Origin of the sequence: Metabacillus idriensis, from assembly GCF_009674765.1 — a bacterium.
In the GTDB taxonomy this organism is placed as follows: domain Bacteria; phylum Bacillota; class Bacilli; order Bacillales; family Bacillaceae; genus Bacillus_P; species Bacillus_P idriensis.
Genome location: NZ_WKKF01000004.1, coordinates 220,198 through 245,469 on the forward strand (window position 1 = coordinate 220,198; position 25,272 = coordinate 245,469).

General features: G+C 41.1%; 22 protein-coding genes. 21 read left to right on the forward strand and 1 reads right to left on the reverse strand.

The window, feature by feature from the left end; translation table 11 throughout:
- Nucleotides 1–41 precede the first annotated feature (41 nt).
- The 7 genes from ystJ to GJU41_RS15730 all read left to right on the forward strand — a co-directional run bounded on the left by ystJ (nucleotide 42) and on the right by GJU41_RS15730 (nucleotide 7,456).
- Complete coding sequence (gene ystJ / locus GJU41_RS15700) at nucleotides 42–1,277, forward strand: NADP-dependent malic enzyme (RefSeq protein WP_070877730.1); 1,236 nt, start codon at nucleotides 42–44, stop codon at nucleotides 1,275–1,277.
- Nucleotides 1,278–1,287: 10 nt separating this feature from the next.
- Nucleotides 1,288–1,911: a FadR/GntR family transcriptional regulator gene (locus tag GJU41_RS15705; RefSeq protein ID WP_070877729.1), complete on the forward strand. Its 624-nt coding sequence runs from the start codon at nucleotides 1,288–1,290 to the stop codon at nucleotides 1,909–1,911.
- A 143-nt stretch (nucleotides 1,912–2,054) separates the two neighbouring features.
- A complete protein-coding gene (gene accD / locus GJU41_RS15710) occupies nucleotides 2,055–2,930 on the forward strand; it encodes an acetyl-CoA carboxylase, carboxyltransferase subunit beta (protein ID WP_070877728.1) in 876 nt (291 codons plus the stop codon).
- Nucleotides 2,924–3,901 carry an acetyl-CoA carboxylase carboxyl transferase subunit alpha gene (accA, locus tag GJU41_RS15715; protein WP_070877727.1) on the forward strand — a complete coding sequence of 326 codons (978 nt, stop codon included), beginning with the start codon at nucleotides 2,924–2,926 and terminating at the stop codon, nucleotides 3,899–3,901. Before accD ends, accA begins: the two co-directional genes overlap by 7 nt.
- Nucleotides 3,902–4,204: 303 nt before the next feature.
- Complete coding sequence (gene pfkA, locus GJU41_RS15720) at nucleotides 4,205–5,164, forward strand: 6-phosphofructokinase (protein WP_070877726.1); 960 nt, start codon at nucleotides 4,205–4,207, stop codon at nucleotides 5,162–5,164.
- Nucleotides 5,165–5,217: 53 nt separating this feature from the next.
- Complete coding sequence (pyk, locus tag GJU41_RS15725; RefSeq protein WP_154319083.1) at nucleotides 5,218–6,978, forward strand: pyruvate kinase; 1,761 nt, start codon at nucleotides 5,218–5,220, stop codon at nucleotides 6,976–6,978.
- A gap of 91 nt (nucleotides 6,979–7,069) precedes the next feature.
- Nucleotides 7,070–7,456 (forward strand): FxsA family protein, encoded by a 387-nt coding sequence (locus GJU41_RS15730; RefSeq protein ID WP_070877724.1) that lies wholly within the window; start codon nucleotides 7,070–7,072, stop codon nucleotides 7,454–7,456.
- A gap of 91 nt (nucleotides 7,457–7,547) precedes the next feature.
- Here the strand turns inward: GJU41_RS15730 and ytvI are convergent, their stop codons facing one another.
- Nucleotides 7,548–8,654 (reverse strand): sporulation integral membrane protein YtvI, encoded by a 1,107-nt coding sequence (ytvI, locus tag GJU41_RS15735; protein ID WP_070877723.1) that lies wholly within the window; start codon nucleotides 8,652–8,654, stop codon nucleotides 7,548–7,550.
- Nucleotides 8,655–8,809: 155 nt separating this feature from the next.
- Between ytvI and GJU41_RS15740 the strand changes: the two genes are divergently transcribed.
- The 14 genes from GJU41_RS15740 (at nucleotide 8,810) to GJU41_RS15805 (ending at nucleotide 24,793) form a co-directional block, all read left to right on the forward strand.
- Nucleotides 8,810–9,268, forward strand: coding sequence for a DUF441 domain-containing protein (locus GJU41_RS15740; protein ID WP_070877752.1), 459 nt, complete (start codon nucleotides 8,810–8,812; stop codon nucleotides 9,266–9,268).
- 393 nt (nucleotides 9,269–9,661) lie between these two features.
- Entirely contained in the window at nucleotides 9,662–10,780 is a 1,119-nt protein-coding gene (gene citZ / locus GJU41_RS15745) for a citrate synthase (RefSeq protein WP_070877722.1), read from the forward strand.
- 240 nt (nucleotides 10,781–11,020) lie between these two features.
- A complete protein-coding gene (icd, locus tag GJU41_RS15750) occupies nucleotides 11,021–12,289 on the forward strand; it encodes an NADP-dependent isocitrate dehydrogenase (protein WP_070877721.1) in 1,269 nt (422 codons plus the stop codon).
- Between the two features lie 70 nt (nucleotides 12,290–12,359).
- Nucleotides 12,360–13,298 carry a malate dehydrogenase gene (gene mdh / locus GJU41_RS15755; protein WP_154319084.1) on the forward strand — a complete coding sequence of 313 codons (939 nt, stop codon included), beginning with the start codon at nucleotides 12,360–12,362 and terminating at the stop codon, nucleotides 13,296–13,298.
- An 80-nt stretch (nucleotides 13,299–13,378) separates the two neighbouring features.
- Nucleotides 13,379–13,855, forward strand: a complete 477-nt coding sequence (locus GJU41_RS15760; RefSeq protein ID WP_070877719.1) for a MaoC/PaaZ C-terminal domain-containing protein — start codon at nucleotides 13,379–13,381, stop codon at nucleotides 13,853–13,855.
- 259 nt (nucleotides 13,856–14,114) lie between these two features.
- Entirely contained in the window at nucleotides 14,115–14,834 is a 720-nt protein-coding gene (locus tag GJU41_RS15765; protein WP_070877718.1) for a response regulator transcription factor, read from the forward strand.
- Nucleotides 14,827–16,587, forward strand: coding sequence for a two-component system histidine kinase PnpS (gene pnpS, locus GJU41_RS15770; RefSeq protein WP_070877717.1), 1,761 nt, complete (start codon nucleotides 14,827–14,829; stop codon nucleotides 16,585–16,587). Before GJU41_RS15765 ends, pnpS begins: the two co-directional genes overlap by 8 nt.
- Before the next feature lie 217 nt (nucleotides 16,588–16,804).
- The gene (gene hflK / locus GJU41_RS15775) at nucleotides 16,805–17,785 is read left to right on the forward strand and encodes an FtsH protease activity modulator HflK (RefSeq protein ID WP_070877716.1); all 981 of its coding nucleotides are present in this window, start codon (nucleotides 16,805–16,807) and stop codon (nucleotides 17,783–17,785) included.
- A complete protein-coding gene (gene hflC / locus GJU41_RS15780; RefSeq protein ID WP_154319085.1) occupies nucleotides 17,775–18,710 on the forward strand; it encodes a protease modulator HflC in 936 nt (311 codons plus the stop codon). The genes hflK and hflC overlap by 11 nt, the downstream gene beginning before the upstream one ends.
- A 147-nt stretch (nucleotides 18,711–18,857) precedes the next feature.
- Nucleotides 18,858–21,488 carry a DNA polymerase I gene (polA, locus tag GJU41_RS15785; RefSeq protein ID WP_070877714.1) on the forward strand — a complete coding sequence of 877 codons (2,631 nt, stop codon included), beginning with the start codon at nucleotides 18,858–18,860 and terminating at the stop codon, nucleotides 21,486–21,488.
- Between the two features lie 12 nt (nucleotides 21,489–21,500).
- A complete protein-coding gene (mutM, locus tag GJU41_RS15790; protein ID WP_070877713.1) occupies nucleotides 21,501–22,325 on the forward strand; it encodes a DNA-formamidopyrimidine glycosylase in 825 nt (274 codons plus the stop codon).
- A 64-nt stretch (nucleotides 22,326–22,389) separates the two neighbouring features.
- Nucleotides 22,390–23,025 (forward strand): sporulation membrane protein YtaF, encoded by a 636-nt coding sequence (gene ytaF, locus GJU41_RS15795; protein ID WP_070877712.1) that lies wholly within the window; start codon nucleotides 22,390–22,392, stop codon nucleotides 23,023–23,025.
- Nucleotides 23,026–23,041: 16 nt separating this feature from the next.
- Complete coding sequence (gene coaE, locus GJU41_RS15800; RefSeq protein ID WP_070877711.1) at nucleotides 23,042–23,647, forward strand: dephospho-CoA kinase; 606 nt, start codon at nucleotides 23,042–23,044, stop codon at nucleotides 23,645–23,647.
- A 123-nt stretch (nucleotides 23,648–23,770) separates the two neighbouring features.
- Nucleotides 23,771–24,793 (forward strand): glyceraldehyde-3-phosphate dehydrogenase, encoded by a 1,023-nt coding sequence (locus GJU41_RS15805; RefSeq protein WP_070877710.1) that lies wholly within the window; start codon nucleotides 23,771–23,773, stop codon nucleotides 24,791–24,793.
- The last annotated feature ends 479 nt before the right edge of the window (nucleotides 24,794–25,272 follow it).

Below are 25,272 nucleotides of genomic sequence, written 5' to 3' on the forward strand. Positions count from 1 at the left end.
GTGGTCAGACCACCTCCAATATGACCCTAAGGAGTGAGAAGATGTCATTGCGAGAAGAAGCATTACATATGCATCTAATTCATAAAGGAAAGCTAGAATCAAAATCAAAAGTACCAGTCAGAAATGCTAAAGACTTAAGTTTAGCTTATTCTCCAGGGGTCGCTGAACCTTGTAAGGCAATTTATGACGATAAAAATAAAGTGTACGACTATACGATGAAAGGCAACATGGTGGCAGTAGTATCAGACGGCACTGCCGTGCTTGGCCTTGGAAATATCGGACCGGAGGCAGCACTCCCGGTAATGGAAGGCAAAGCAGTCCTTTTCAAAAGCTTTGCGGGAGTTGATGCATTTCCGATTTGTTTGAATACAACAGATGTGGATAAAATTGTAGAGACGGTCAAATTGCTTGAGCCTACATTCGGAGGCATCAATCTTGAAGATATTGCAGCACCGAATTGTTTTGTTATTGAAGAAAGATTGAAAAAGGAAACGAATATTCCTGTTTTTCATGATGATCAGCACGGAACTGCCATTGTTACTGTTGCAGGACTTGTGAATGCACTGAAGCTTGCAGGCAAACAAATGTCGAACATAAAAGTGGTGGCAAACGGAGCAGGTGCAGCGGGGATAGCCATTATCAAGCTTTTATACCGCTATGGCGTGCGCGATATTATCATGTGCGATTCAAAAGGTGCCATTTTTGAAGGACGTTCATTTGGCATGAATAACGTAAAAGCGGAAGTAGCTAAGTTTACGAACCGTGACCGTGCTGAAGGCTCATTGGCAGATGTCATCAAAGATGCCGATGTATTTATCGGTGTTTCAGTTGAGGGTGCATTGACAAAAGAAATGATTGCAACCATGAAAAAGGATCCAATCATCTTCGCGATGGCGAATCCAGTGCCTGAAATCATGCCGAGTGAAGCTAAAGAAGCAGGTGCGATGGTTATTGGCACCGGACGTTCAGATTTCCCGAATCAAGTCAACAATGTTCTTGCATTCCCGGGCATTTTCCGAGGCGCTCTGGATGTGCGTGCTACCCATATTAACGAACAAATGAAAATTGCGGCTGTAGAAGCGATTGCTTCATTAATAAGTGCTGAAGAATTATCCGCGGACTACGTTATTCCGGCTCCATTTGATGCACGTGTAGCTCCTGCAGTTGCTGCAGCGGTGGCAAAAGCAGCGATGGAAACTGGTGTGGCAAGATTAAAGGCTGACCCAAATGAAATAGCTGAAAAGACTAAACAGTTAGCGATCATCGAGACAAAGTGAGTGGTGTACTGTGACTGCACCGAAGTCGAAGGTATATATTGAGATACTTCGTCAAATCAGGTCCATTATCCACGAAGATGGCCTTTCAGCAGGAGATAAAATTCCATCTGAAAGAGAACTCGCTGAACGCTTAAATGCAGGGAGATCATCTGTCCGAGAAGCTCTTCGGGCGCTCGAGCTCCTCGGAATGATTGAAACAAGACGCGGTGAAGGAACTTATATCAAGGATTTCCGTGAACATGGCCTTGTTGAAATTCTCGGCACGTTTATTTTGCAGGATAAGAATGCGATCGCAGATTTGATTGAAATGAACGGGCTGCTGGAATCAAATGCGTTAAAATTATTGCTTGCAAAAGATAATCATGCTGAAGAATTAAAGAATATCGGCATCTCTATTCAGGATCAGAATCTGGGACATGTGGAGATTATGACTAAGTTTATGCAGCTGTCGGACAACTACCTTTTATTCCGGATATGGACGGTCCTGAATGAGTATTTAAAGGTGATCCAGCCGGAGCAGAAGACCAGCAGATCCATCTTATATGAAAAAATAATTGATGGAATCATTTCAAAAGATGAAAAGAAGGTTTTTGATTCTTTTAACAATCTAACAAAGAAAGAAAATGTCGAATAGGACATGACACCTTTTTACAAAAAAATTGAAAATGATTCGGTAAAGTAGATAGATATGCTAAAAGACAGGAATGAATTATTTTATTCAATCAGGCGATCTGTCTAAAAACACCGAATGATGTTCATAGAAAAGGAGGCAACGTTTTGTTAAAGGATTTATTTTCTAAAAAGAATTCAAAAAAGAAGAAATATGCATCCATTCCTTCTGAGCAGGCAAAGCATGATGTGCCTGAAGGAATTATGACAAAGTGTCCTAGCTGTAAAAAGATTATGTATTCTAAAGAATTGAATAAAAACCTGCGCGTGTGCATGAATTGCGGCCATCATCACACCATGACTGCCAGAGAAAGAATTAAAAGCTTGTTTGATGAACATTCATTTACTGAGTTTGATAAGGAAATGGTCTCTGAAAATCCGCTTAATTTTCCTGGGTATATGGAGAAAGTAGAAAAGGACCGCAAAAAAACAAATTTAAACGAAGCAGTTGTAACCGGAGAAGGCACGATAAACGGCAATAAAACTGTCGTTGCCATTATGGATGCAAGCTTCAGAATGGGCAGCATGGGTTCAGTTGTCGGCGAAAAGATTACTAGAGCGATAGAGCGTGCAAATGACCGCGAGCTGCCGTTTATTATTTTTACAGCTTCTGGCGGTGCAAGGATGCAGGAAGGTGTTCTTAGCTTAATGCAAATGGCCAAGACCAGCTCTGCGCTTAAAATGTTCAGTGATAACGGAGGTCTGATTATCTCTGTTATGACGCATCCAACAACAGGAGGGGTTTCTGCAAGCTTTGCTTCTCTTGGGGATTATAATTTTGCAGAACCGCGTGCTCTGATTGGATTTGCAGGAAGACGAATCATTGAACAGACAATCCGGGAAGACCTGCCGGAGGATTTTCAGACGGCAGAATTTCTTTTGAAACACGGCCAGCTCGATGCCGTTATTAATCGATTGGATATGAAGGAGACTCTTTCAAACATCCTCGAACTTCATACATCAGGAGGTGGATCTGCATGGTAGGAGAACTTGAGTTTGAAAAACCGGTAACAGATTTAAGGGAAAAAATTTCAGAGCTTAAAGAATTTACAAAGAATACCGATGTAGATCTATCAGCTGAGATTGTGAAGCTTGAAGGACGTCTTGAAAAGCTTGAAAAAGATATCTATACCAATTTACAGCCTTGGGACCGAGTGCAAATTGCAAGACATCCTAACCGTCCGACAACATTGGATTATATTGAAAAACTTTTCACAAACTTCTTTGAAATACATGGAGACCGCTACTACGGGGACGATGAAGCTATTGTTGGGGGCATCGCAAAATACGATGGACTTCCTGTAACGGTCATTGGCCATCAGCGCGGCAAGGATACGAAAGAAAATATCCGCCGGAACTTCGGAATGCCCCATCCGGAAGGTTACCGCAAAGCACTGCGCTTAATGCATCAGGCTGAAAAGTTCAACCGTCCGATTATTTGTTTCATTGATACTAAAGGAGCTTATCCCGGCAAGGCTGCAGAAGAACGGGGCCAAAGCGAAGCAATCGCCAAAAACTTATTTGAAATGGCTGGATTAACTGTTCCGGTTATCTGTATCGTGATTGGTGAAGGCGGCAGCGGCGGCGCGCTTGCGCTCGGAGTTGGAAATCATATTCACATGCTTGAGAATTCGACTTACTCTGTTATATCGCCTGAAGGAGCAGCTGCTCTTTTATGGAAGGATGCAGGGCTTGCGAAAAAAGCGGCGGAAACAATGAAAATAACAGCGCCTGATCTGAAAAAGCTTGGCGTCATTGATCAAATTATCAATGAAGTTAAAGGCGGCGCACACAGAGATGTTTCTGAACAGGCAAAAAATATTGATAAAATCATTCATGCTTCCCTGAAAGAGTTATTGAAGCTTGATGGACCTCAATTGGTTCAGCATCGCTATGAAAAGTTTAAAAGAATCGGTCAAGTTTCGTTTGCAGAAGAAATACTTGGGGTAAAATAGATTAACGTGTAGCCTTCGAACAGGAAGGCAGCACGTTTCTTTTTTTAAGGGAATATACCTAGAAAATGATGGTAAACGCATACCCCCTGAGCTGATGAGATTATTCGACAAATCGAAAAGGAAGCGTTTACTTTATTTAATTTTCAAAGATTCGCTGAAAACCCCTCAAAACAAGAGGTTTTATTGTATAATGAGAAAGGTTTAAATGTAACGTGAAAATTCGACATTTGTCGTTTCTTGTCTATTGTGTTGCCCATTTCTTCATGTTATTTTAATATCACATACTACTTTGGGGTGAGAAAAATGAAAAAAATCGGCGTATTAACTAGTGGAGGAGATTCGCCTGGTATGAACGCAGCCGTACGCGCTGTTGTACGTAAAGCGATCTATCATGATGTAGAAGTGTACGGAATTTATCACGGTTATTCTGGATTAATTGCTGGACATATCGAAAAGCTTGAGCTTGGATCTGTAGGAGATATTATCCACCGCGGGGGTACAAAGCTCTATACAGCACGCTGTCCTGAATTTAAAACAGTTGAGGGACAATTAAAAGGAATCGAGCAATTAAAGAAGCATGGAATAGAAGGCTTAGTTGTCATCGGCGGAGATGGTTCTTATATGGGAGCCAAAAAGCTGACTGAACATGGTTTTCCATGTGTAGGCGTTCCGGGAACCATTGATAATGACATTCCAGGCACTGATTTTACAATTGGATTTGATACTGCACTGAATACAGTCATTGATGCTATAGATAAAATTCGGGATACTGCAACATCACATGAACGTACATACGTGATTGAAGTCATGGGAAGACATGCTGGAGATCTTGCGCTATGGTCAGGTCTTGCAGGCGGAGCAGAAACGATTCTGATTCCGGAAGTGGATTATGATATGGAAGATATCCTTGCACGGTTAAAGCATGGAACAGACCGGGGTAAAAAACACAGTATTATCATCGTGGCAGAAGGTGTAGGAAGCGGAGTCGAATTCGGCAGAAAAATTGAAGAGGCTACTAAGCTTGAAACACGCGTTTCTGTATTAGGGCACATTCAGCGCGGAGGATCTCCTACGGCGTTTGACCGTGTGCTTGCCAGCCGTCTTGGTGCTTATGCTGTAGAATTATTGCTTGAAGGAAAAGGCGGACGCGCAGTCGGCATTCAAAGCAATAAATTAACAAACAATGATATCCTTGAGATTTTAGATACACCGCATACAGTTGATAAGAACATGTATCAGCTTTCAAAAGAATTATCAATCTAAATGATATCTGTTTGGTATCGTTTTCATACCTATTAACAGGAGGAATATAACGAATGAGAAAAACGAAAATAGTCTGTACGATCGGCCCTGCAAGTGAAAGTGTTGAAAAGCTTACGCAATTAATGGAAGCCGGTATGAACGTTTCACGCTTAAACTTCTCTCATGGAGATTTCGAAGAGCACGGAGCTCGCATCAAAAACATTCGCGAAGCATCGGCAAAGCTTAATAAGGATATTGCAATCCTCTTGGATACTAAAGGACCTGAAATCCGCACGCACTCCATGCAGGACGGTGCAATCGAGTTAGTTGCAGGGTCAGAAGTGATCGTGTCAATGACTGAGGTACTTGGAACAGCTGATAAGTTCTCTATCTCATACGAAGGTTTAATTGATGATGTACATGCAGGATCAATCATTTTGCTTGATGATGGTCTGATCGGACTTGAAGTTCTTGAAATGAACAAACAAGCGAAAGAAATCAGAACAAAGGTTTTAAACACAGGTACATTAAAGAACAAAAAAGGTGTCAATGTTCCAGGCGTAAGCGTTAAGCTTCCGGGAATTACGGAGAAAGATGCAAATGATATCGTTTTTGGAATCGAGCAGGGAGTAGACTTTATCGCTGCATCATTCGTACGACGTGCAGCAGATGTTCTTGAAATTCGCGAATTGCTTGAAAAACATGATGCGGGGCACATTCAAATCATCCCTAAAATTGAAAACCAGGAAGGTGTCGATAACATCGACGAGATTCTTGAGGTTTCAGATGGTTTAATGGTTGCACGCGGTGACTTGGGTGTTGAAATTCCAGCTGAAGAAGTGCCATTGGTTCAAAAAGACCTAATTAAAAAGTGCAACGCTTTAGGCAAACCGGTTATTACAGCTACACAAATGCTTGACAGCATGCAGCGCAATCCACGCCCGACACGCGCGGAAGCAAGTGACGTCGCAAACGCCATTTTTGACGGTACTGATGCAATCATGCTATCGGGTGAGACGGCTGCAGGATCATACCCTGTTGAAGCTGTTCAAACTATGAATAACATTGCTTCACGTGCTGAACAAGCTCTTGATTACAAGCAAATCCTTGCAAAGCGCAGTGAACAGGCTGACATGACAATTACGGATGCAATTGGACAATCGGTTGCGCATACAGGACTTAACTTGAAAGCTGCTGCAATTGTAGCAACGACTGAAAGCGGGCATACGGCGAGAATGATTTCAAAATACCGTCCTAAAGCTCCGATCGTGGCTGTTACTTCATGTGAGTCAGTTTCACGTAAGCTTGCTCTTGTTTGGGGCGTATACCCACGCAATGGTCAAAAAGCAGCATCAACAGATGAAATGCTTGATCAGGCAGTACAAGAGTCTCTTCAGTCTGGAATTGTTAAGCATGGTGATTTAGTTGTCATTACTGCAGGCGTGCCAATCGGCGAAACTGGCACTACGAACTTAATGAAAGTTCACGTTGTTGGCGATGTGATTGCTAAAGGACAGGGAATCGGACGCAAAACAGCGTTTGGAAAAGTTGTTGTGGCAAGCTCAGCATCTGATGCTGAATCAAAAATGACTCAGGGTGCTATTTTAGTTTCTCAAAGCACAGATCGTGATATGATGGGCGCATTAGAGCAAGCATCAGCATTAATTACAGAAGAAGGCGGATTAACAAGCCATGCTGCTGTAGTTGGCTTAAGTCTTGGAATTCCTGTAATCGTAGGAGTGGAAAATGCAACTTCTATCCTGAAAGATGGTCAGGAAATCACAGTTGATGGATCACGCGGCGCCATCTATCAAGGTCATGCAAGTGTTCTTTAAGTAAATACAGACAAAAAGAGAAGGGCTTTTCCTTCTCTTTTTTGCATGCATTCCATATACTCTTTATATACGACAAAATGAGGTGCATTAGATGAGATATTTGCTGCCGTTTTTAATCATCATCCCAGCATGTGAAATTGGCATCCTTCTTTTCTCAGGCAAAACGATCGGAATCATTCCAACGATCCTTCTGATCATTGCAACTGGAATAGCTGGAGCATGGCTGGCAAAGAAGCAGGGAATGGAAGCGATCCGAAAAGTTCAGCGTGAAATCAGCTTTGGAAATATACCTGGTGATGCCATAATTGACGGGCTATGCGTTCTCGTTGGGGGCTTGCTTCTATTAACACCGGGTTTTATAACAGATTTAACAGGGTTTGTTTTATTAATCCCTGCAACAAGAAAATTTGTAAAACCGCTGCTGCAAAAGTGGATCAGCAGAATAATCGATCAAAATCGATTTACAATTATACGATAGAACCGCCTGAGCTTTTTGCATCAGCGGTTTTTTCCTGTTTGCCAATACAGAAAAGCGGATTCTTATCTGTTATGCCTGCGCTAAAAGGGAGCTATTTTTTAGCAGTGATAAATGTCCAAATATCTTCAAATACTCCTGCATTGTGAAGGGCATTGAATATGACTAAAGAAACTGGTCCGACAATTAAACCAAGAAACCCAATCAATTTGAAACCTACAAATAACGAAATCAGAGTAGCAAGAGGATCAAGTCCAATCGTTGAAGATAAAATCTTGGGTTCCATCATTTGACGCTGAATCAATATGATCAGATATAAAACACCTAAACCAATAGCAAACGGCAGATCGCCGCTGAATGCTGAGTAAATGATCCACGGGACGAAAACCAGACCAGTTCCCAGATAAGGAAGCAAATCAACAATTCCAATCAGCAAAGCAATTGTAATTGCATAATCCACCCTTAGGAAGAGTAACCCTATTAATACGATAATTGTTGTGATGCTGATTAAAATCAGCTGAGCTTTAATGAAACCAAGCAAGGCTTTTTTTAAATCATCAACAACTGTTCTGCCGCTTTTTCTCGCTTTAAGAGGAAGGTATTTGCGCAGCAGCTTCTGAAATTTGTACCAGTCTTTGCTGATGAAAAAAGCCGCCAGCAAGGAGAAAATCGTCACTGTTGCAGCGTTCGGGAGCCAGCTGATCAACAGCGGAATATTCTCAAGCAGTCCTTTTAAAAAGTCGGCTGCATTTGATCCGATTTTTTCGCCTGCATTTTGAATATTGGCAAGGATCGTGGCCTGCTGACTTGAATCAAGCGTATTAAATAAAGCAGCAATATCTTCATAGATGGGAAGCACACGGTCCCCAATGAATGTCTCAATATAAACCACAAGTGCTTTGAAATGCTCAGGCACGGACGATGCAAGATACGTTGTACCCGTTACGAGTTCAGTGACCAGCAAAGTAATAATGCCTGCGAAAATGACAAAAAGAAAGGCGATAGATAGAAAAACGGCAGCACTTCGGACCATTTTTTTTTCGAGCAGATTGACCATCGGGTTAATGAAGAGCGCAAGGATGAGTCCTATAATAAACGGATAAGTGAGAGCCGAGACATAATAGACAGAGGCGAGCACAGCGGCAATGATGCCTGCAACGGCAAGCGTTCTGACAGCAATTTGTATAACATAAGCATTCAAATGATCCCCTCCTGTTCATCATTCAGATTTTTTATAGGTTAAGATCGTTTATATATTTCGGTACTTGTGTCGAGCAAGAGGTCCCATACTCTTTGCAGAAAAGAAATCTGTATCTGCCGCTGTGCCGGCAAAGGCTTTTGAAAGGAAGTAATAAAATGAATCAACCTGTCCTATTCTTAATCATATTATTGATCGTTGGATTTCTTGCCAAAAATCAATCATTAATGTTTGCAGTCGGTTTTTTACTAGTAGTGAAATTGACCGGCCTTGATACGAAATTGTTTCCTCATATCCAGGCAAAGGGGATAAATTGGGGTGTCACCGTTATTACGATCGCTGTTTTGGTTCCGATTGCTACCGGTGATATTGGATTTAAGCAGCTGACAGAGGCAATGAGATCGTCCTATGCATGGATTGCTTTGGGAGCCGGGATTGCAGTGGCCCTTATTGCTAAAAACGGTTTGACGCTGCTTGCTGAAGATCCTCATATCACTACAGCTCTTGTGTTTGGAACCATTTTAGCAGTGTCTTTATTTGGGGGAGTTGCCGTTGGACCGCTGATTGGAGCAGGAATTGCCTATTTGGTCATGCAAACGGTTAAATTTTTTGGTTAATATAATAAATTCTGATACAATAAGTGAGAAGGCGCCTTTAAAACTCATTTTTCTTCTTAAATATCATTTTTCTGACAAATTTTTTGGTTCTGGAAATTCTTTTCGTTCACAAAAATCAGATAATTGTTTATAATGGGTATAGGCAGTTTCATTCCGCCTTCTTATTAATTAAAGTCACAATTGAAGATAACATTCGATGTGGCTATTATATTAGCTGTAAATGTAAGCATTTTCTTTTTAAAAAATGCTTGTGTATTGAGCAAGCGCTCGGTCGTTTAAACGATTGAAAGATTGGGCAAATAAAAAGAAAAAGACCAGTTTGTCGAATGCTATCTTTTATTGTTGACGAGAAGAGCGGATCAATGGGGATATTTTTGCAAAGGAGAGATTTACATGACAACAACACGGGGTCTAGAAGGAGTAGTTGCTACTACTTCATCTGTAAGTTCTATTATTGATGATACTCTTACATATGCGGGGTATAATATCGATGATTTAGCAGAGAATGCTAGTTTCGAAGAGGTCGTTTATTTATTGTGGCATAGAAAGCTTCCAACGAAAGACCAGCTTGCCGAAATTAAAAAAGAACTTGCTGAGAATGCTGAAATACCGCAGGAGGTTGTTGATCACTTTAAATCATACGATTTAAAATCTGTACATCCGATGGCAGCTCTGCGTACAGCTGTATCTCTTCTTGGCTTGTTTGACAGTGAAGCAGATGTAATGGATCCGGAAGCTAACTACCGCAAAGCGATCCGCCTTCAGGCTAAACTGCCGACAATTGTTTCAGCATTTGCCCGAATCCGTAAAGGACTTGAGCCTATTAAACCAAAATCTGATGCTAGTTTAGCAGCGAACTTCCTGTATACTTTAACTGGCGAAGAGCCGAGCAGTGTAGCAGTTGAAGCTTTCAACAAAGCGCTGGTCCTTCATGCGGATCATGAGCTCAATGCATCTACATTTACAGCACGGGTATGTGTAGCAACATTATCAGATGTTTATTCCGGCGTGACTGCAGCAATCGGAGCTCTTAAAGGGCCTCTTCATGGCGGCGCAAATGAAGCAGTTATGAAAATGCTCAAAGAAATCGGCGATGTTGATAACGTTGAGTCATACGTGCATGAAAAGTTCGCACGCAAAGAAAAAATTATGGGCTTTGGACACCGTGTGTACCGCCAAGGTGATCCTAGAGCGAAACATCTGAAGGAAATGTCTGAAAAATTGACGAACCTGACTGGTGAGCCAAAATGGTTTGAAATTTCTACAAAAATTGAAGAAGTCGTAACAAGTGAAAAATCCATTCCGCCAAACGTAGATTTTTATTCAGCATCTATGTACCACAGCTTAGGAATCGATCATGATTTGTTCACGCCTATCTTTGCAGTCAGCCGTGTATCCGGATGGCTCGCTCATATTCTTGAGCAATATGAGAACAACCGTCTGATCCGCCCGCGTGCAGATTATACAGGTCCAGACATGCAGAAATATGTCCCAATCGAACAGCGCGGCTGATCTCTTTTAAAGATTAGAGGCCTTTTACAGTGAAAACTGGACCGGCCTCTTATTGAAGAATCAGAAACCAGGCGATTCCGCTTTTCTAAGCTGTCTAGCTCCACCGCCTAACTCCTCGGCCAGAACAAAATCCCCCAAAAAGTCAAAACCGGACTTTTCGGGTGATTTCTTATCTGTCTGTCGGAGCTAACCAGGCGGTTCCGCTTTTCTAACTATCATACATAACAGGAGGTAATTATTTTGACACAAGGACAAAAGATTACAGTAACAGATGGAGTATTAAACGTACCTAACAATCCAATCATTCCATTTATCGAAGGGGACGGAATTGGTCCAGATATCTGGGCAGCAGCTTCACGCGTTTTAGAAGCAGCAGTTGATAAAGCATATAATAGCGAAAAGAAAATTGAGTGGAAAGAAGTTTTAGCAGGAGAAAAAGCATTTAACAAAACTGGAGAATGGCTTCCTGAAGAAACACTTGAAGTGATCCGCGAATACTTCATCGCGATTAAAGGACCTTTGACGACTCCAGTAGGCGGAGGAATTCGCTCATTGAATGTTGCTCTTCGTCAAGAGCTCGATTTGTTCACTTGCCTTCGTCCTGTACGCTATTTTAATGGAGTTCCTTCTCCAATTAAGCGTCCTGAAGATACAGACATGGTCATTTTCCGCGAAAATACGGAAGATATCTATGCTGGAATTGAGTATGCTAAAGGATCTGAGGAAGTAGAAAAATTGATTTCATTCCTTAAAAATGAGTTAGGCGTTAATAAAATCCGCTTCCCTGAAACTTCAGGCATCGGTATTAAGCCTGTTTCTGAAGAGGGAACTCAGCGTTTAGTGCGTGCTGCAATCAATTATGCAATTAAAGAAGGCCGCAAATCAGTTACTCTCGTTCACAAAGGAAACATCATGAAGTATACTGAAGGTGCTTTCAAGAACTGGGGCTATGAACTGGCAGAAAAAGAATTTGGAGATCAAGTATTTACTTGGGCTGAATATGACCGCATCGTTGAAAAAGACGGTAAGGATGCTGCAAACAAAGCACAGCAGGATGCAGAAGCTGCCGGCAAAATCATTGTAAAAGATTCGATCGCAGATATCTTCCTTCAGCAGATCTTAACTCGTCCGCGTGAATTTGACGTAGTTGCAACAATGAACTTAAACGGAGACTACATTTCTGATGCCCTTGCTGCTCAAGTAGGCGGAATCGGTATTGCTCCTGGAGCAAATATCAACTATGAAACTGGACATGCTATCTTCGAAGCTACGCATGGCACAGCTCCTAAATATGCAGGACTTGATAAAGTAAATCCATCATCTGTAATTCTTTCCGGTGTGTTAATGCTTGAGCACTTAGGATGGAATGAAGCAGCTAAGTTAGTTGTTGATGCAATGGAACAATCAATCTCAGACAAAGTAGTTACGTATGACTTTGCCCGTTTAATGGACGGCGCTAAAGAAGTAAAATGCTCTGAGTTCGCTGATGCGTTAATCAGCAAAATGTAAGGAAACCAGTAAGGCTATTTTTCTTCTTTGAAAAATAGCCTTATCATACATAGTAAAGGGGATGTTTTGAATGGGAATGAAACGCAAAAAGGTTTCAGTAATCGGTGCAGGCTTTACTGGTGCGACAACTGCATTTTTGTTAGCTCAAAAAGAACTCTCAGATGTCGTATTAGTAGATATTCCGCAGCTTGAGAATCCTACTAAAGGGAAAGCTTTAGATATGTTAGAAGCAAGCCCTGTTCAAGGATTTGATGCTAATATAATTGGAACAAGCGATTATGCAGATACAGCTGATTCTGATATTGTCATCATTACAGCAGGCATCGCCCGCAAACCTGGTATGAGCCGGGATGACTTAGTTCAAACAAACCAAAAAATTATGAAAAACGTTACAAAGGAAATTGTGAAATACTCTCCAAATACAATCATCATTGTTTTAACAAATCCTGTCGATGCTATGACATACACTGTGTATAAAGAATCAGGATTCCCGAAAAGCCGTGTCATCGGACAATCAGGCGTACTTGATACAGCCCGTTTCCGTACATTCGTAGCACAAGAGCTGAATCTTTCAGTGAAAGATGTAACAGGTTTTGTACTGGGCGGACACGGAGACGATATGGTGCCGCTCGTGCGCTACTCATATGCAGGCGGTATTCCCCTTGAAACATTAATCCCGAAAGACCGTTTAGAAGCAATAGTTGAGAGAACACGCAAAGGCGGCGGAGAGATTGTTAACTTATTAGGCAATGGCAGCGCGTATTATGCTCCAGCAGCTTCATTAGTTGAAATGTCAGAAGCGATCCTTAAAGATCAGCGCCGCGTAATCCCAGCGATTGTTTACCTCGAAGGCGAATATGGCTATAAAGGAATTTACTTAGGCGTTCCAACGATCCTTGGAGGAAACGGGCTTGAGCAAATTATTGAGCTTGAATTAACAACTGACGAAAAAGAAGCTTTAACAAAGTCTGCAGAATCTGTAAAAAGCGTCATGAAAGTTCTTACTTAATAACTCTGGAGTTGGAGAGAGATCTCCAGCTTCTTTGCGAAAGAAATTGTAAACGTTTTCACTTTTGGAGGTGACCGAAAATGCTGCTTGGCAAAAAAAGAAAACTTGGGAGACAAATCGATGAAATCACTACAGGAGAAAAATTAACACTTACTGAGAAGATTGAAGATAAAGATCTGCTCCTGTATCTTGGTCTGACAAATGATGCAAACCCGCTGTACATTCAGCATGACTATGCCTCATTAACACCTTATGAAAAACCGATTGTACCAAGTATCATGCTTACAGGAATTATTACTTCTGCTGTTTCTAAATATTTACCGGGACCAGGAAGTCACATTCTGCAGCAGAATCTTTCGTTTCCTCTGCCAGTTTATCATTACAGCATGATTCAATTTTTCTTTGAAGTCACAGATGTTAATAAAGCAGAGAATCAGATTACCTTGCGTGTAGAAGCACAGAATGAAAAAGAAGTGACTGTTATCGAAGGATCGATCATTGTTGTACCGCCTGTTCAGCTTTCTTCAATGGACGGGCATGCTCTTGAAAATTTTTAAACCTGTCATACCAGTGTCCTACAGCGGATGCTGGTATTTTTTTTTTAGGAGCGGTTCCTTTTGTTCTGCTAAGAATACGATAGGAATTTGTCTGCTTTTATTGGTCATTCTAAAGAATAGTAACCTGCCTGATTAGAGGAGGATTTGTATGATCTGAAAGAAAACATTTGTTCAATTGCATCTATCCTCTATAATGGAGATATAAAAAGAGATAAGCGATTTGGATTGTTTGGGGTAAAACTATTTGGTGGAGGCTTATATGAGTAAGAAAATTCTGGTCGTAGATGACGAACAATCAATTTTAACCTTGCTTCAATACAATCTTATTCAAGCGGGTTTTGAAGTAATTACAGCAATTGATGGAGAAGAAGGTCTTGAAAAGGGGCTGAATGAGTCACCAGATCTAATGGTGCTCGATCTCATGCTTCCAAAAATGGACGGCATAGAAGTATGCAAACAGCTTAGACAAAAGAAAATCATGGTGCCGATTCTCATGCTAACAGCTAAAGATGATGAATTTGATAAAGTTCTTGGCTTAGAACTTGGCGCAGATGATTATATGACAAAGCCTTTTAGTCCAAGAGAAGTTGTTGCGAGGGTAAAAGCAATTTTAAGAAGAACACAGACTTCATCTGATCCAGAAATTAAAGAGCTTGATACTTCTGAAAGAATGATGATTGGAGATCTGAAAATCCTTCCGGAACATTACGAAGCCTATTACGGGGATGAACGTCTTGAGCTGACTCCTAAAGAATTCGAACTTCTTGTTTATTTAGCCAGACATAAGGGCCGCGTGCTGACAAGGGACCAGCTGCTGAGCGCTGTCTGGAACTATGACTTTGCCGGAGATACACGAATAGTCGATGTACATATCAGCCACTTGCGTGAAAAAATTGAGCGAAACACAAAAAAGCCGCTCTACATAAAAACGATAAGGGGACTGGGATACAAGCTCGAGGAGCCTAGAATGGATGAATAGGTTTCGTTCACGCCTGATCTTTGCTCTTATCACGCTGATCATTGCGGTTTTAATTGGCCTTGGGCTGCTTCTTGGACAAATATTCGGCAGTTATTATATGAATTCCTTTCAAGAGCGGATAAAAGAAGAGGCAAAAATAACGGAACTTTTGATTCAGGAAAAGGGATTTACTTCACCTAATTTCGATTCGTTTCTTAAAAACTACAGTGAAACAATCAAATCTCATATTACAATTTATGATCGAAACGGAAATGTATTAAAGGATGCCGGGCCTTTTCAGCAGGATCATGAGGCAATTGCGAAAGAAATTCTCATAAAACACCGCAATTCCAATAAAGGATTCAAACTCAATATCGAAGAAGAAAATCTATATTTCTATGGTTTGCCTTACATTGAGAATGATGTGAAGCAGGGCTATATTATCCTTAGCTCAACAGAAAACTCCTTAAAGAAAATCAATCAGCAAATATGGGGGCTTCTTATTGCGAGCCTTGGTTTGGCTCTTCTCGTTATTCTCCTGCTTGCTGTAAGGATTACTTCCCGTTATACAAAACCGATTGAATCCGCCACAAATGTGGCTATGGAGCTTGCAAAAGGCAACTATAAAGCGAGAACGTATGAAGATCATCTTGATGAAACCGGCATGCTCAGTCAATCCATCAATGTTCTGGCAAGAAATCTTCAGGATATGAACCGTGCTCAGGAAATGCAGCAGGATCGTCTTCAGACACTAATAGAAAACATGGGCAGCGGCTTGATTTTGATTGATGGCAGAGGATATATTAATCTAGTCAATCGCGCCTACAAAGAATTATTCAATATTGAATCCACCGACTTTTTATATAAGCTTTATTATGAAGCATTTCAGCATAAAGAAATTGTTGATCTGGTCGAGCACATCTTTATGACCGAAATCAAGGCGAGAAAACAGCTGCATCTTCCTCTTAAAATAGAGCGCAGGCATTTTGAAGTATACGGTGCGCCGATTATTGGCACCAATGATGAATGGAAGGGCATCGTTCTTGTTTTTCATGATATTACGGAACTGAAAAAGCTTGAGCAAATGAGAAAAGACTTCGTTGCAAATGTATCTCATGAGCTGAAAACGCCAATTACATCCATTAAAGGCTTTACAGAAACGCTGCTTGACGGTGCACTCGAGGACAGGCAGACCCTGGAGTATTTCTTATCCATTATTCTTAAAGAAAGTGACAGACTGCAAACCTTGATTCAGGACTTGCTTGACTTATCAAAAATAGAACAGCAGGGCTTTAAGCTCAATCTTCAAAACTGCAATGCAAAGGAAATCCTTGAAGAAGTCATTATCATTCTTAGAAGCAAAGCAGATGAGAAAGAAATAGAGTTATCACTTCATGTAAATTCCGATGAACTGTATGTGTTTGGGGATGTTTATCGTCTAAAGCAAATCTTTATTAATCTTATTAGCAATGCCTTGAACTATACGCCTAAAGGCGGTAAAGTCCAGGTGTTTCTAAAAGACGGTGAAAGTCACGCAGCATTTATTGTCAGTGATACAGGAATTGGAATTGAAAAAGAAGAAATTCCAAGGATTTTTGAACGTTTTTACAGAGTAGATAAAGCGAGAAGCCGAAATTCGGGCGGAACGGGGCTAGGACTTGCTATTGTTAAGCATTTGGTTGAAGCGCATAAGGGGCAGATTTTTGTAAACAGCACAGTAGGTGAAGGAACCACTTTCACAGTAAAGCTGAAGAAAAATCATCATTTGGAGTAGGTTTACATTATATTTACATCACATTTAATTTTGCTTAATAAAGTGCTGATAATATAATAAGTGAAAACCCCTTCATCCAAGGAGCCAATCTTTTGGACGAGAACATTCCCTGTTCTCGTCCCTTTTTTTGTTCTAATGTTTAAAATACTTCCAAAAAAATGAAACCTTTTCACCGGAGCTGCGTAAATATTTGTGAAGGGAAAAAGGGGGCATAGAAATGATCAGCATCAAGCGCATTTATACAATAATCGGAGCTGTCTTATTAGTTATTGTTCTAGCTATTCTAGCATTTACAACCTGGTATACGGTGGATGAATCAGATCAGGCTGTAATTATCACATTTGGCGAAGTGGAAGAAGGCATCAGTGAACCCGGGCTTCACTTTAAAATGCCATGGCCAATTCAATCTGTAGAAAAACTGTCAAAAGAAACATTCAGTCTTCAGTTTGGCTATACAGAAAAGGATGGAGATGTAAAATCATTTCCAAAAGACACAAAAATGATCACTGGTGATGAAAATATTGTTTTAGCTGATATGGTTGTGCAATGGAAAATAACCAATCCTGAAAAATATTTATTTAACTCGGAGGATCCTCAGGAAATATTATATGATGCAACATCTGCATCTTTAAGAAGTATTATCGGAAGTTCAATTATTGATGATGCACTTACATCCGGAAAGGTAGAAATTGAGGAAGATGTACAGGAACTGTTAATCTCCCTTGTTGAAAAATACGATATCGGCATCTCTATACTTGCAGTAAAGCTTCAGGATGTTGATCTGCCGAATGATGAGGTCCGCAAAGCCTTTACAGATGTAACAAGTGCACGTGAAACAATGAACACTAAAATAAATGAAGCAAAAAAATATTCAAATCAGCGGACTCAAGAGGCAGAGGGAGAAAAAAATGCATTAATGTCAAAAGCTGAAGGGGATAAAACGGCAAGAATTGAGAAAGCACGCGGTGAGGTTGCTACATTCAATGCTGTTCTGGGAGAATATCAAAATGCTAAAGGGATTACGGAGAAACGTTTGATTCTTGAAACCATCGATCAAGTGCTGCCGGGAGCAACTATTTATTTCATGAAAGATGACGGCAGCACAATGAAGTATTTCCCAATTGGCGAAATGCAAAAGAAAGCAGAGGCAAAGCCAAAAGCAGCAGATGAAGAAGGAAGTGATAAAAATGGCCAATGATAATCTAGTCAAAATGAAAGATCAGCGCAAAGATTTCAGCGGATACCGAAAATATATCCGCACTGGGATCTGGCTTATTTTAACGCTCATCCTTGCCATGGTCCTGCTTACAAATCTGTTTGTCGTGAAAGAAAATGAGTACAAAGTAATCCGCCAGTTTGGGGAAGTTGTTAAAATTATTGAAAAACCTGGTCTGCATATTAAAATACCATTTGTCCAAACGGTATCTTCCATTCCAAAATACCAAATGACTTTTGATGTAGAAGAGGCAGAAATAAACACAAAAGATAAAAAGCGGATCTTGATAGACAACTATGCTGTGTGGAAGGTAGATGACCCGAAAAAATTGATTGCCAATGCAAGAACGCTTGTAAACGCTGAAACAAAGATGGCAGAATTTACGTTCTCAACCGTTCGTTCTGAGCTTGGTAAATTAAACTATGATGAGATCATCAACGATGAAAAATCATCCAGGGGAAGCATTAACGATAAAGTAACGGAGATTGTGAATTCTCTTCTTGAAAAAGACGGATACGGCATCAGTGTAACGGACGTGCGGATTAAACGGACAGATTTGCCGGAAGATAATGAGGAATCGGTTTACACCAGAATGATTTCAGAGCGACAGTCAACGGCACAGGAGTATTTATCCATGGGAGATGCACGAAAAAATACGATCATTGCAGAGACAGACAGGGCTGTAAAAGAAATGCTTGCTAAAGCAGCTGCAGACGCAGACGTCATCCGAAGCCAGGGTGAAAAGGAAGCAGGTAAAGTTTACAATAGCTCTTATTCAAAAGACCCAGCATTCTATGAGCTGTATCGAACACTCGAATCCTATAAGAAAACAATCGGCAATGAAACAGTCATCATCATGCCGTTTGACTCCGAATATGCCAAAACATTGATGGGTGAGACGGAATAAACCTAATCAGCTAAACAGAAATAATAAGCCCTTGATTTTCTTTCTTTCTGCCTCTCATGGTAGAATAGAGAAAGATAAATCATGGGTTTTTTCTTATGAAAAACGTATGAATAAGGTGTATTTCTTACATACAGGAGGTTCGGTTGAATGACAAAAAAACTCGTTCTCATTGACGGGAACAGCATTGCCTATCGCGCTTTTTTTGCCTTGCCATTGCTGAATAACGATAAAGGCGTACATACGAATGCTATATATGGATTTACTATGATACTTATGAAAATACTTGAGGATGAAAAACCTTCACACCTTCTTGTTGCATTTGATGCAGGGAAAACTACTTTCAGACATGAAACGTATAAAGAATATAAAGGCGGAAGACAGAAGACCCCGCCTGAGCTCTCGGAGCAGTTTCCATTTATCCGCGAGCTGCTGGATGCCTACAGCATATCACGCTATGAACTTCCGAATTTTGAAGCGGATGACATTATCGGAACTCTATCAAAGCAAGCTGAACGGGATGGATTTGAAGTGAAGGTCATCTCTGGTGATAAAGATTTAACCCAGCTTGTTTCAGAGCATATCACGGTTGATATAACGAGAAAAGGAATTACAGACGTGGATTCCTATACACCTGAGTTTGTTCAGGAGAAATATGGACTTGTTCCGGCTCAGATTGTGGATATGAAAGGATTAATGGGTGACAGCTCGGATAATATCCCAGGTGTACCCGGTGTTGGAGAGAAGACAGCGATTAAGCTGCTGAAGGAGCACGAAACGCTTGAACGTCTCCTCGAATCTCTGGATCAGGTGACCGGTAAGAAGTTAAAAGAGAAGCTTGAAGAAAACAAGGATCAGGCCATCATGAGCAAGGAGCTTGCAACAATCAACTGTGCTGCACCTCTAGAAATAACATTAGCTGATGTGCAGTACGGAGGCTACGATGTAAAGAATGTTGCAGGGATCTACAAAGAACTAGGGTTCAATTCATTGCTGGATAAGCTTGGAGCGGAAGCAGAGATTGAGGAACAGCCAATTGAGGATGTCCAATATGAAATCGCAGAAAACATAACAGATGATTTGCTTACAGATGAAGCTGTTTTAATCGTTGAAGTATTGGATGAAAATTATCATAACAGCGACATTATCGGTCTTGCGATCATAAATGAGAACGGAAACTTTTACGTTCCGACTGATCTGGCTTTAACCTCTGAAAAGTTTTCAAAGTGGGCATCAGATCATACGAAGCGCAAAACTGTGTATGATGCTAAACAATCGATTGTGGCTCTTCATTGGCAGGGGATTGATCTGAATGCGGTTGAATTTGATGTTTTGCTTGCTGCATACATCCTCGACCCTTCACAAACGTTTGATGATGCGGCAAGTGTTGCCCGCCATAAAGGCATACATATTGTTCAGTCAAATGAGGCTGTTTATGGAAAAGGAGCCAAGAGGGGAATTCCTGACACAGAAAAACTTGCGGAACACTTAGTGCGCAAAGGCATTGCTCTGCAGACAGTCAGAGAAAAACTGCAGCTTGAGCTGGAAGAGAATGAACAGCTTGAGCTTTATCAGGATCTTGAAATGCCGCTTTCAATCATTTTGGCTGAGATGGAAGCAACTGGTGTAACGGTGGATGTGAACCGTTTAAACGATATGGGGCAGCAGCTGACTGAACGGTTAAAAACTCTTGAAGAGAATATCCATCGCTTAGCCGGTGAGGCGTTCAATATTAATTCTCCGAAGCAGCTTGGAGTCATTTTATTTGATAAGCTTCAGCTTCCTGCAGTTAAAAAGACGAAAACCGGCTATTCTACATCGGCTGATGTCCTGGAAAAACTTGCGGATAAGCATGAAATCGTTCAGGAAATTCTTCACTACCGTCAGCTTGGGAAGCTGCAGTCAACCTATATTGAAGGATTGCTTAAAGTTGTTCACCGCGACACAAATAAAGTTCATACAAGATACGTTCAGACATTAACGCAGACTGGGCGGTTAAGCTCAACAGACCCGAACCTGCAGAACATTCCAATCCGATTAGAAGAAGGGCGGAAAATTCGTCAGGCCTTTGTTCCATCTGAATCAGACTGGGTAATGTTCGCTGCTGACTATTCTCAAATTGAGCTCAGAGTTCTTGCCCATATAGCAGGAGACAGCAATTTGATTGAAGCCTTTCAAAATGATCTGGACATTCATACAAAAACAGCAATGGATGTCTTCCATGTTGAAGCTGACGCCGTGACTTCCAATATGAGAAGACAGGCAAAAGCCGTAAACTTTGGAATCGTCTACGGAATCAGTGATTATGGTTTATCTCAAAGCTTAAATATTACCCGAAAAGAAGCGGGGGAATTTATTAAGCGTTACCTCGAAAGCTTCGAAGGCGTTAAAGAGTACATGGAGGAAATCATTCAGGAAGCAAAGCAAAATGGCTATGTAAAAACGCTGCTTCAGCGCCGCCGCTATATTCCTGAGATTACAAGCAGGAATTTTAATGTGCGCAGCTTTGCCGAGAGAACGGCTATGAATACTCCGATACAGGGAAGCGCCGCTGACATCATTAAAAAAGCGATGATTGATATGGCTGCACAGCTGAAAGAGAAAAAACTGAAAACGCGATTATTGCTGCAGGTGCATGATGAATTGATCTTTGAAGCTCCTAAAGATGAAATTGAAATTCTTGAAAAACTGGTTCCGCAAGTAATGGAGCATGCAGTTGAACTGAAGGTGCCGCTTAAAGTTGATTATTCATTCGGATCATCTTGGTATGACGCAAAATAAGGAAGTGATAGGATGCCTGAATTGCCAGAGGTTGAAACCGTCAGACGGACACTTATTGAACTTGTAAAAGGAAAAACAATCGCCGCGGTTTATATCCATTGGCCTAAAATAATAAAAAGACCCGAAGTGACCGAGCAATTTCAGGATGCTGTAATTGGCCAGACAATCCATGATGTAGGGAGACGGGGAAAGTTTCTTAAATTTTTCCTTGATGACTATGTGCTCGTTTCACATCTGAGAATGGAAGGAAGATACGGCCTTTACAAGGACTCAGACCCGATTGATAAGCATACACATGTTGTATTTGTAATGACAGACGGCACAGAACTGAGGTATAAAGATGTACGCAAGTTTGGAACAATGCATCTTTTTAAAAAGGGAGAGGAAGAACTCGATCTTCCTTTATCTCATTTAGGACCTGAGCCTTTTTCTGAGCATTTTACAGTGAGTTATCTAAGCAAAAAGCTCCAAAAAACAAATCGTAAAATAAAAGTTGTCCTGCTGGATCAAAAAGTGATGGTCGGGCTTGGGAATATATATGTTGATGAGGCTTTATTCCGTGCGGGCATTCACCCTGAACGCCCTTCAAACGAATTGTCGGATGAGGAACTGATAAAGCTGCACCATGAGATTATTCTTACTTTAAGCGAAGCGGTTGAAAAAGGCGGAAGCACCATAAGATCTTACGTCAACACGCAAGGACAGATTGGTATGTTCCAGCTTGAATTGTTTGTTTACGGAAGAACGAATGAACCGTGTAAAGTTTGCGGAAAAACACTAATCAAAATAGCTGTAGGGGGCAGAGGAACACACTACTGTGAAAACTGCCAGCGATAAGACTTTAACAACTCATAGGCCATTGTCATATACTACCGTAGCTTTTGCGGAAGGGGCATGGTTTATGGTTGCAGCTGCATCACTCTTTATATTAGCATTTGCAGTAAGTTTGGATAGTTTTTCAGTCGGGTTTACCTATGGATTAAGAAAAATGAGCATGCCGTTTAAGTCAATTATTATTATTGCCTGCTGTTCAGCAGTGACTTTGCTTTTAGCGATGGGAGTTGGGCATCTGCTCACGTCCTTTCTTCCTCATAGTCTGACTGCAAAACTTGGAGGCATCATCTTAATTGCTATTGGAGCCTGGGTTCTTTATCAGTTTTTTCGTCCGGTAAAGGAAATGACTCAGGAAGAATCGGAGAAAACTCTGCTCAACTTAGAGATTAAATCGTTTGGCATCGTGATAAATATATTGAGCAGGCCAACTGCGGCAGATATAGATAAATCCGGAACCATTACAGGAATAGAGGCACTGCTGCTTGGTTTTGCGTTATCACTGGATGCATTTGGAGCGGGTATCGGCGCTGCTCTATTAGGTTATTCACCAATAATGACCAGTTTGCTGGTAGCTGTTATGAGCTCATTGTTTGTGGCGTTTGGAATCAAATCGGGCCATCTGTTTTCACGGTTTGCCTGGATGGATAAACTCACTTTTTTACCAGGTGTCCTGCTCATTATTTTAGGCATCTGGAAGCTTTAGGCAAGGGGGATTCAAAGTGACATTGGCGATTGGATTAACAGGAGGCATAGCAAGCGGTAAAAGCACAGTCTCAAACATGTTTAAGGAAGCAAATATCCCGGTAATTGATGCAGATGTAATCGCCAAACAAGTAGTGGAAGCGGGAGAACCTGCTTATCATTTAGTGGTGGAAACATTTGGCCCGAACATCTTAAAAGATGATGGCTCAATTGACCGTGAAAAGTTAGGCAGCATCGTTTTTCAAAATGAAACAGAGAGAGAAAAACTGAACGGCATCGTTCATCCTGCAGTCCGCAGGGAAATGCTGCAGCAAAAAGAGGATGCTGAAAAAAGAAATGAACCTGCAGTAGTGCTGGATATTCCTCTCTTATTTGAAAGCAAGTTATCACATATGGCAGACCTTACGGTTGTTGTTTATGTAGACCCCAATGTGCAGCTCGAGCGGCTGATGAACCGGAATCAATTGACTAAGCAGGAAGCTGAATGGCGGATTCAGTCTCAGCTGCCTTTGAAGGATAAAAAAGAGAAAGCAGACGAAGTAATTGATAACAACGGCTCGCTTCAGTCAACAAAAAAACAATTCGAAGATCTGATGAAAAAATGGAATCTTGCTTCTGAATGAAGCTTGATTCTTTTTTTTTGAAAAAAAACGAATTTAATCATCCTAATAGTGGTTAAATGTGATATACTATTTATGAAATTAAGCATATATTAGTATATCACATAATCCGGAAGGGGTAATGGTATGAAAGCGAAGATTGCCATTAACGGTTTTGGTCGCATTGGGAGAATGGTATTTAGAAAAGCAATCTTTGAAGAGAATTTATCGATTGTAGCGATTAACGCAAGCTATCCGGCTGAGACGTTGGCGCACATGATAAAATATGATACAAATCACGGGAAATTCGAGGGAGAAGTTATTCCATTCGATGATTATTTACTTGTAAATGGACAAAAAATTCAGCTGCTGAATTTCAGAGATCCAAGGGATCTGCCTTGGGGATTGATGGATATCGATATCGTCATTGAAGCAACGGGTAAGTTCAATGACGGCGAAAAAGCCATGTACCATGTACAGGCAGGGGCCAAAAAAGTTGTCTTGACGGCACCAGGCAAAAACGAGGACGTAACAATTGTGATGGGCGTAAATGAAGGGGCTTACAATAATGAGCAGCACGTTATTATTTCAAATGCTTCCTGCACAACTAACTGTCTCGCTCCAGTTGTGAAAGTTCTCGATGAGCAATTCGGAATTGAAAACGGATTAATGACGACAGTGCATGCCTACACAAATGATCAAAAAAACATAGATAATCCACATAAAGACCTTCGCAGAGCAAGAGCCTGCGGACAGTCCATTATTCCTACAACGACAGGAGCCGCAAAGGCGCTGTCGCTTGTATTGCCGCATCTTCAAGGGAAACTGCATGGCATGGCGCTCAGAGTGCCGACACCAAATGTTTCACTGGTAGATCTTGTAGTGGATGTGAAGAGGGATGTAACGGTTGAGGAAGTAAGTTCCGCATTTGTGACTGCTGCAAGCGGACCTTTACAAGGAGTGCTTGACTTCACGACAGAACCGCTTGTTTCCATCGATTTCAACACAAACCCTCATTCTGCAATCATTGATGGTTTATCAACAATTGTGATGGCGGGCCGCAAGATAAAAGTGCTTGCGTGGTATGACAATGAATGGGGTTATTCTTGCAGAGTCGTTGACTTAGTCCAGTTCGTTGCTTCAAAAATGAAGAAGCTGTCTGCAGTTTAATAGGATAATAAAATGAAAACAGGCTGCGCTTGCAGCCTGTTTTTTTGCTGTTTAATAGGCTGTGCTTAATAAAATAAAGTTATTTACGGCAAGCGCTAGTAGCGCTTAGGTCTCCGGTCAGAACGAATCCGTCTGTCGGATCTGACAAAGGCGCTCTGAGCTTTTGTTCCTTAGAATGATGATTAGTTACGCATGAGTTATGTAAATGTCTGGATATTGCCAGTCAATCAGCTTTAACAGGTTATCGCCACCTTAGTATCGTAATCAAAAAAATGGGCTGCTTAAAAAATCAGTTTTGACGGGCTCTGCGGTTCATGTAAGAAAAGGTGCTGTATTTTTTCAAAAAAAGTTTGTTGCAAAAACAAACTAAAGGAAGTATACTATTTTTCGTGAACTTCTTACTAAGCGCGGCCTTGTGGCTACTTAAAGGGTTAGGACCTCTTTGGACTAACTTTCCCCCGTGGTAGTTGAACAATCCA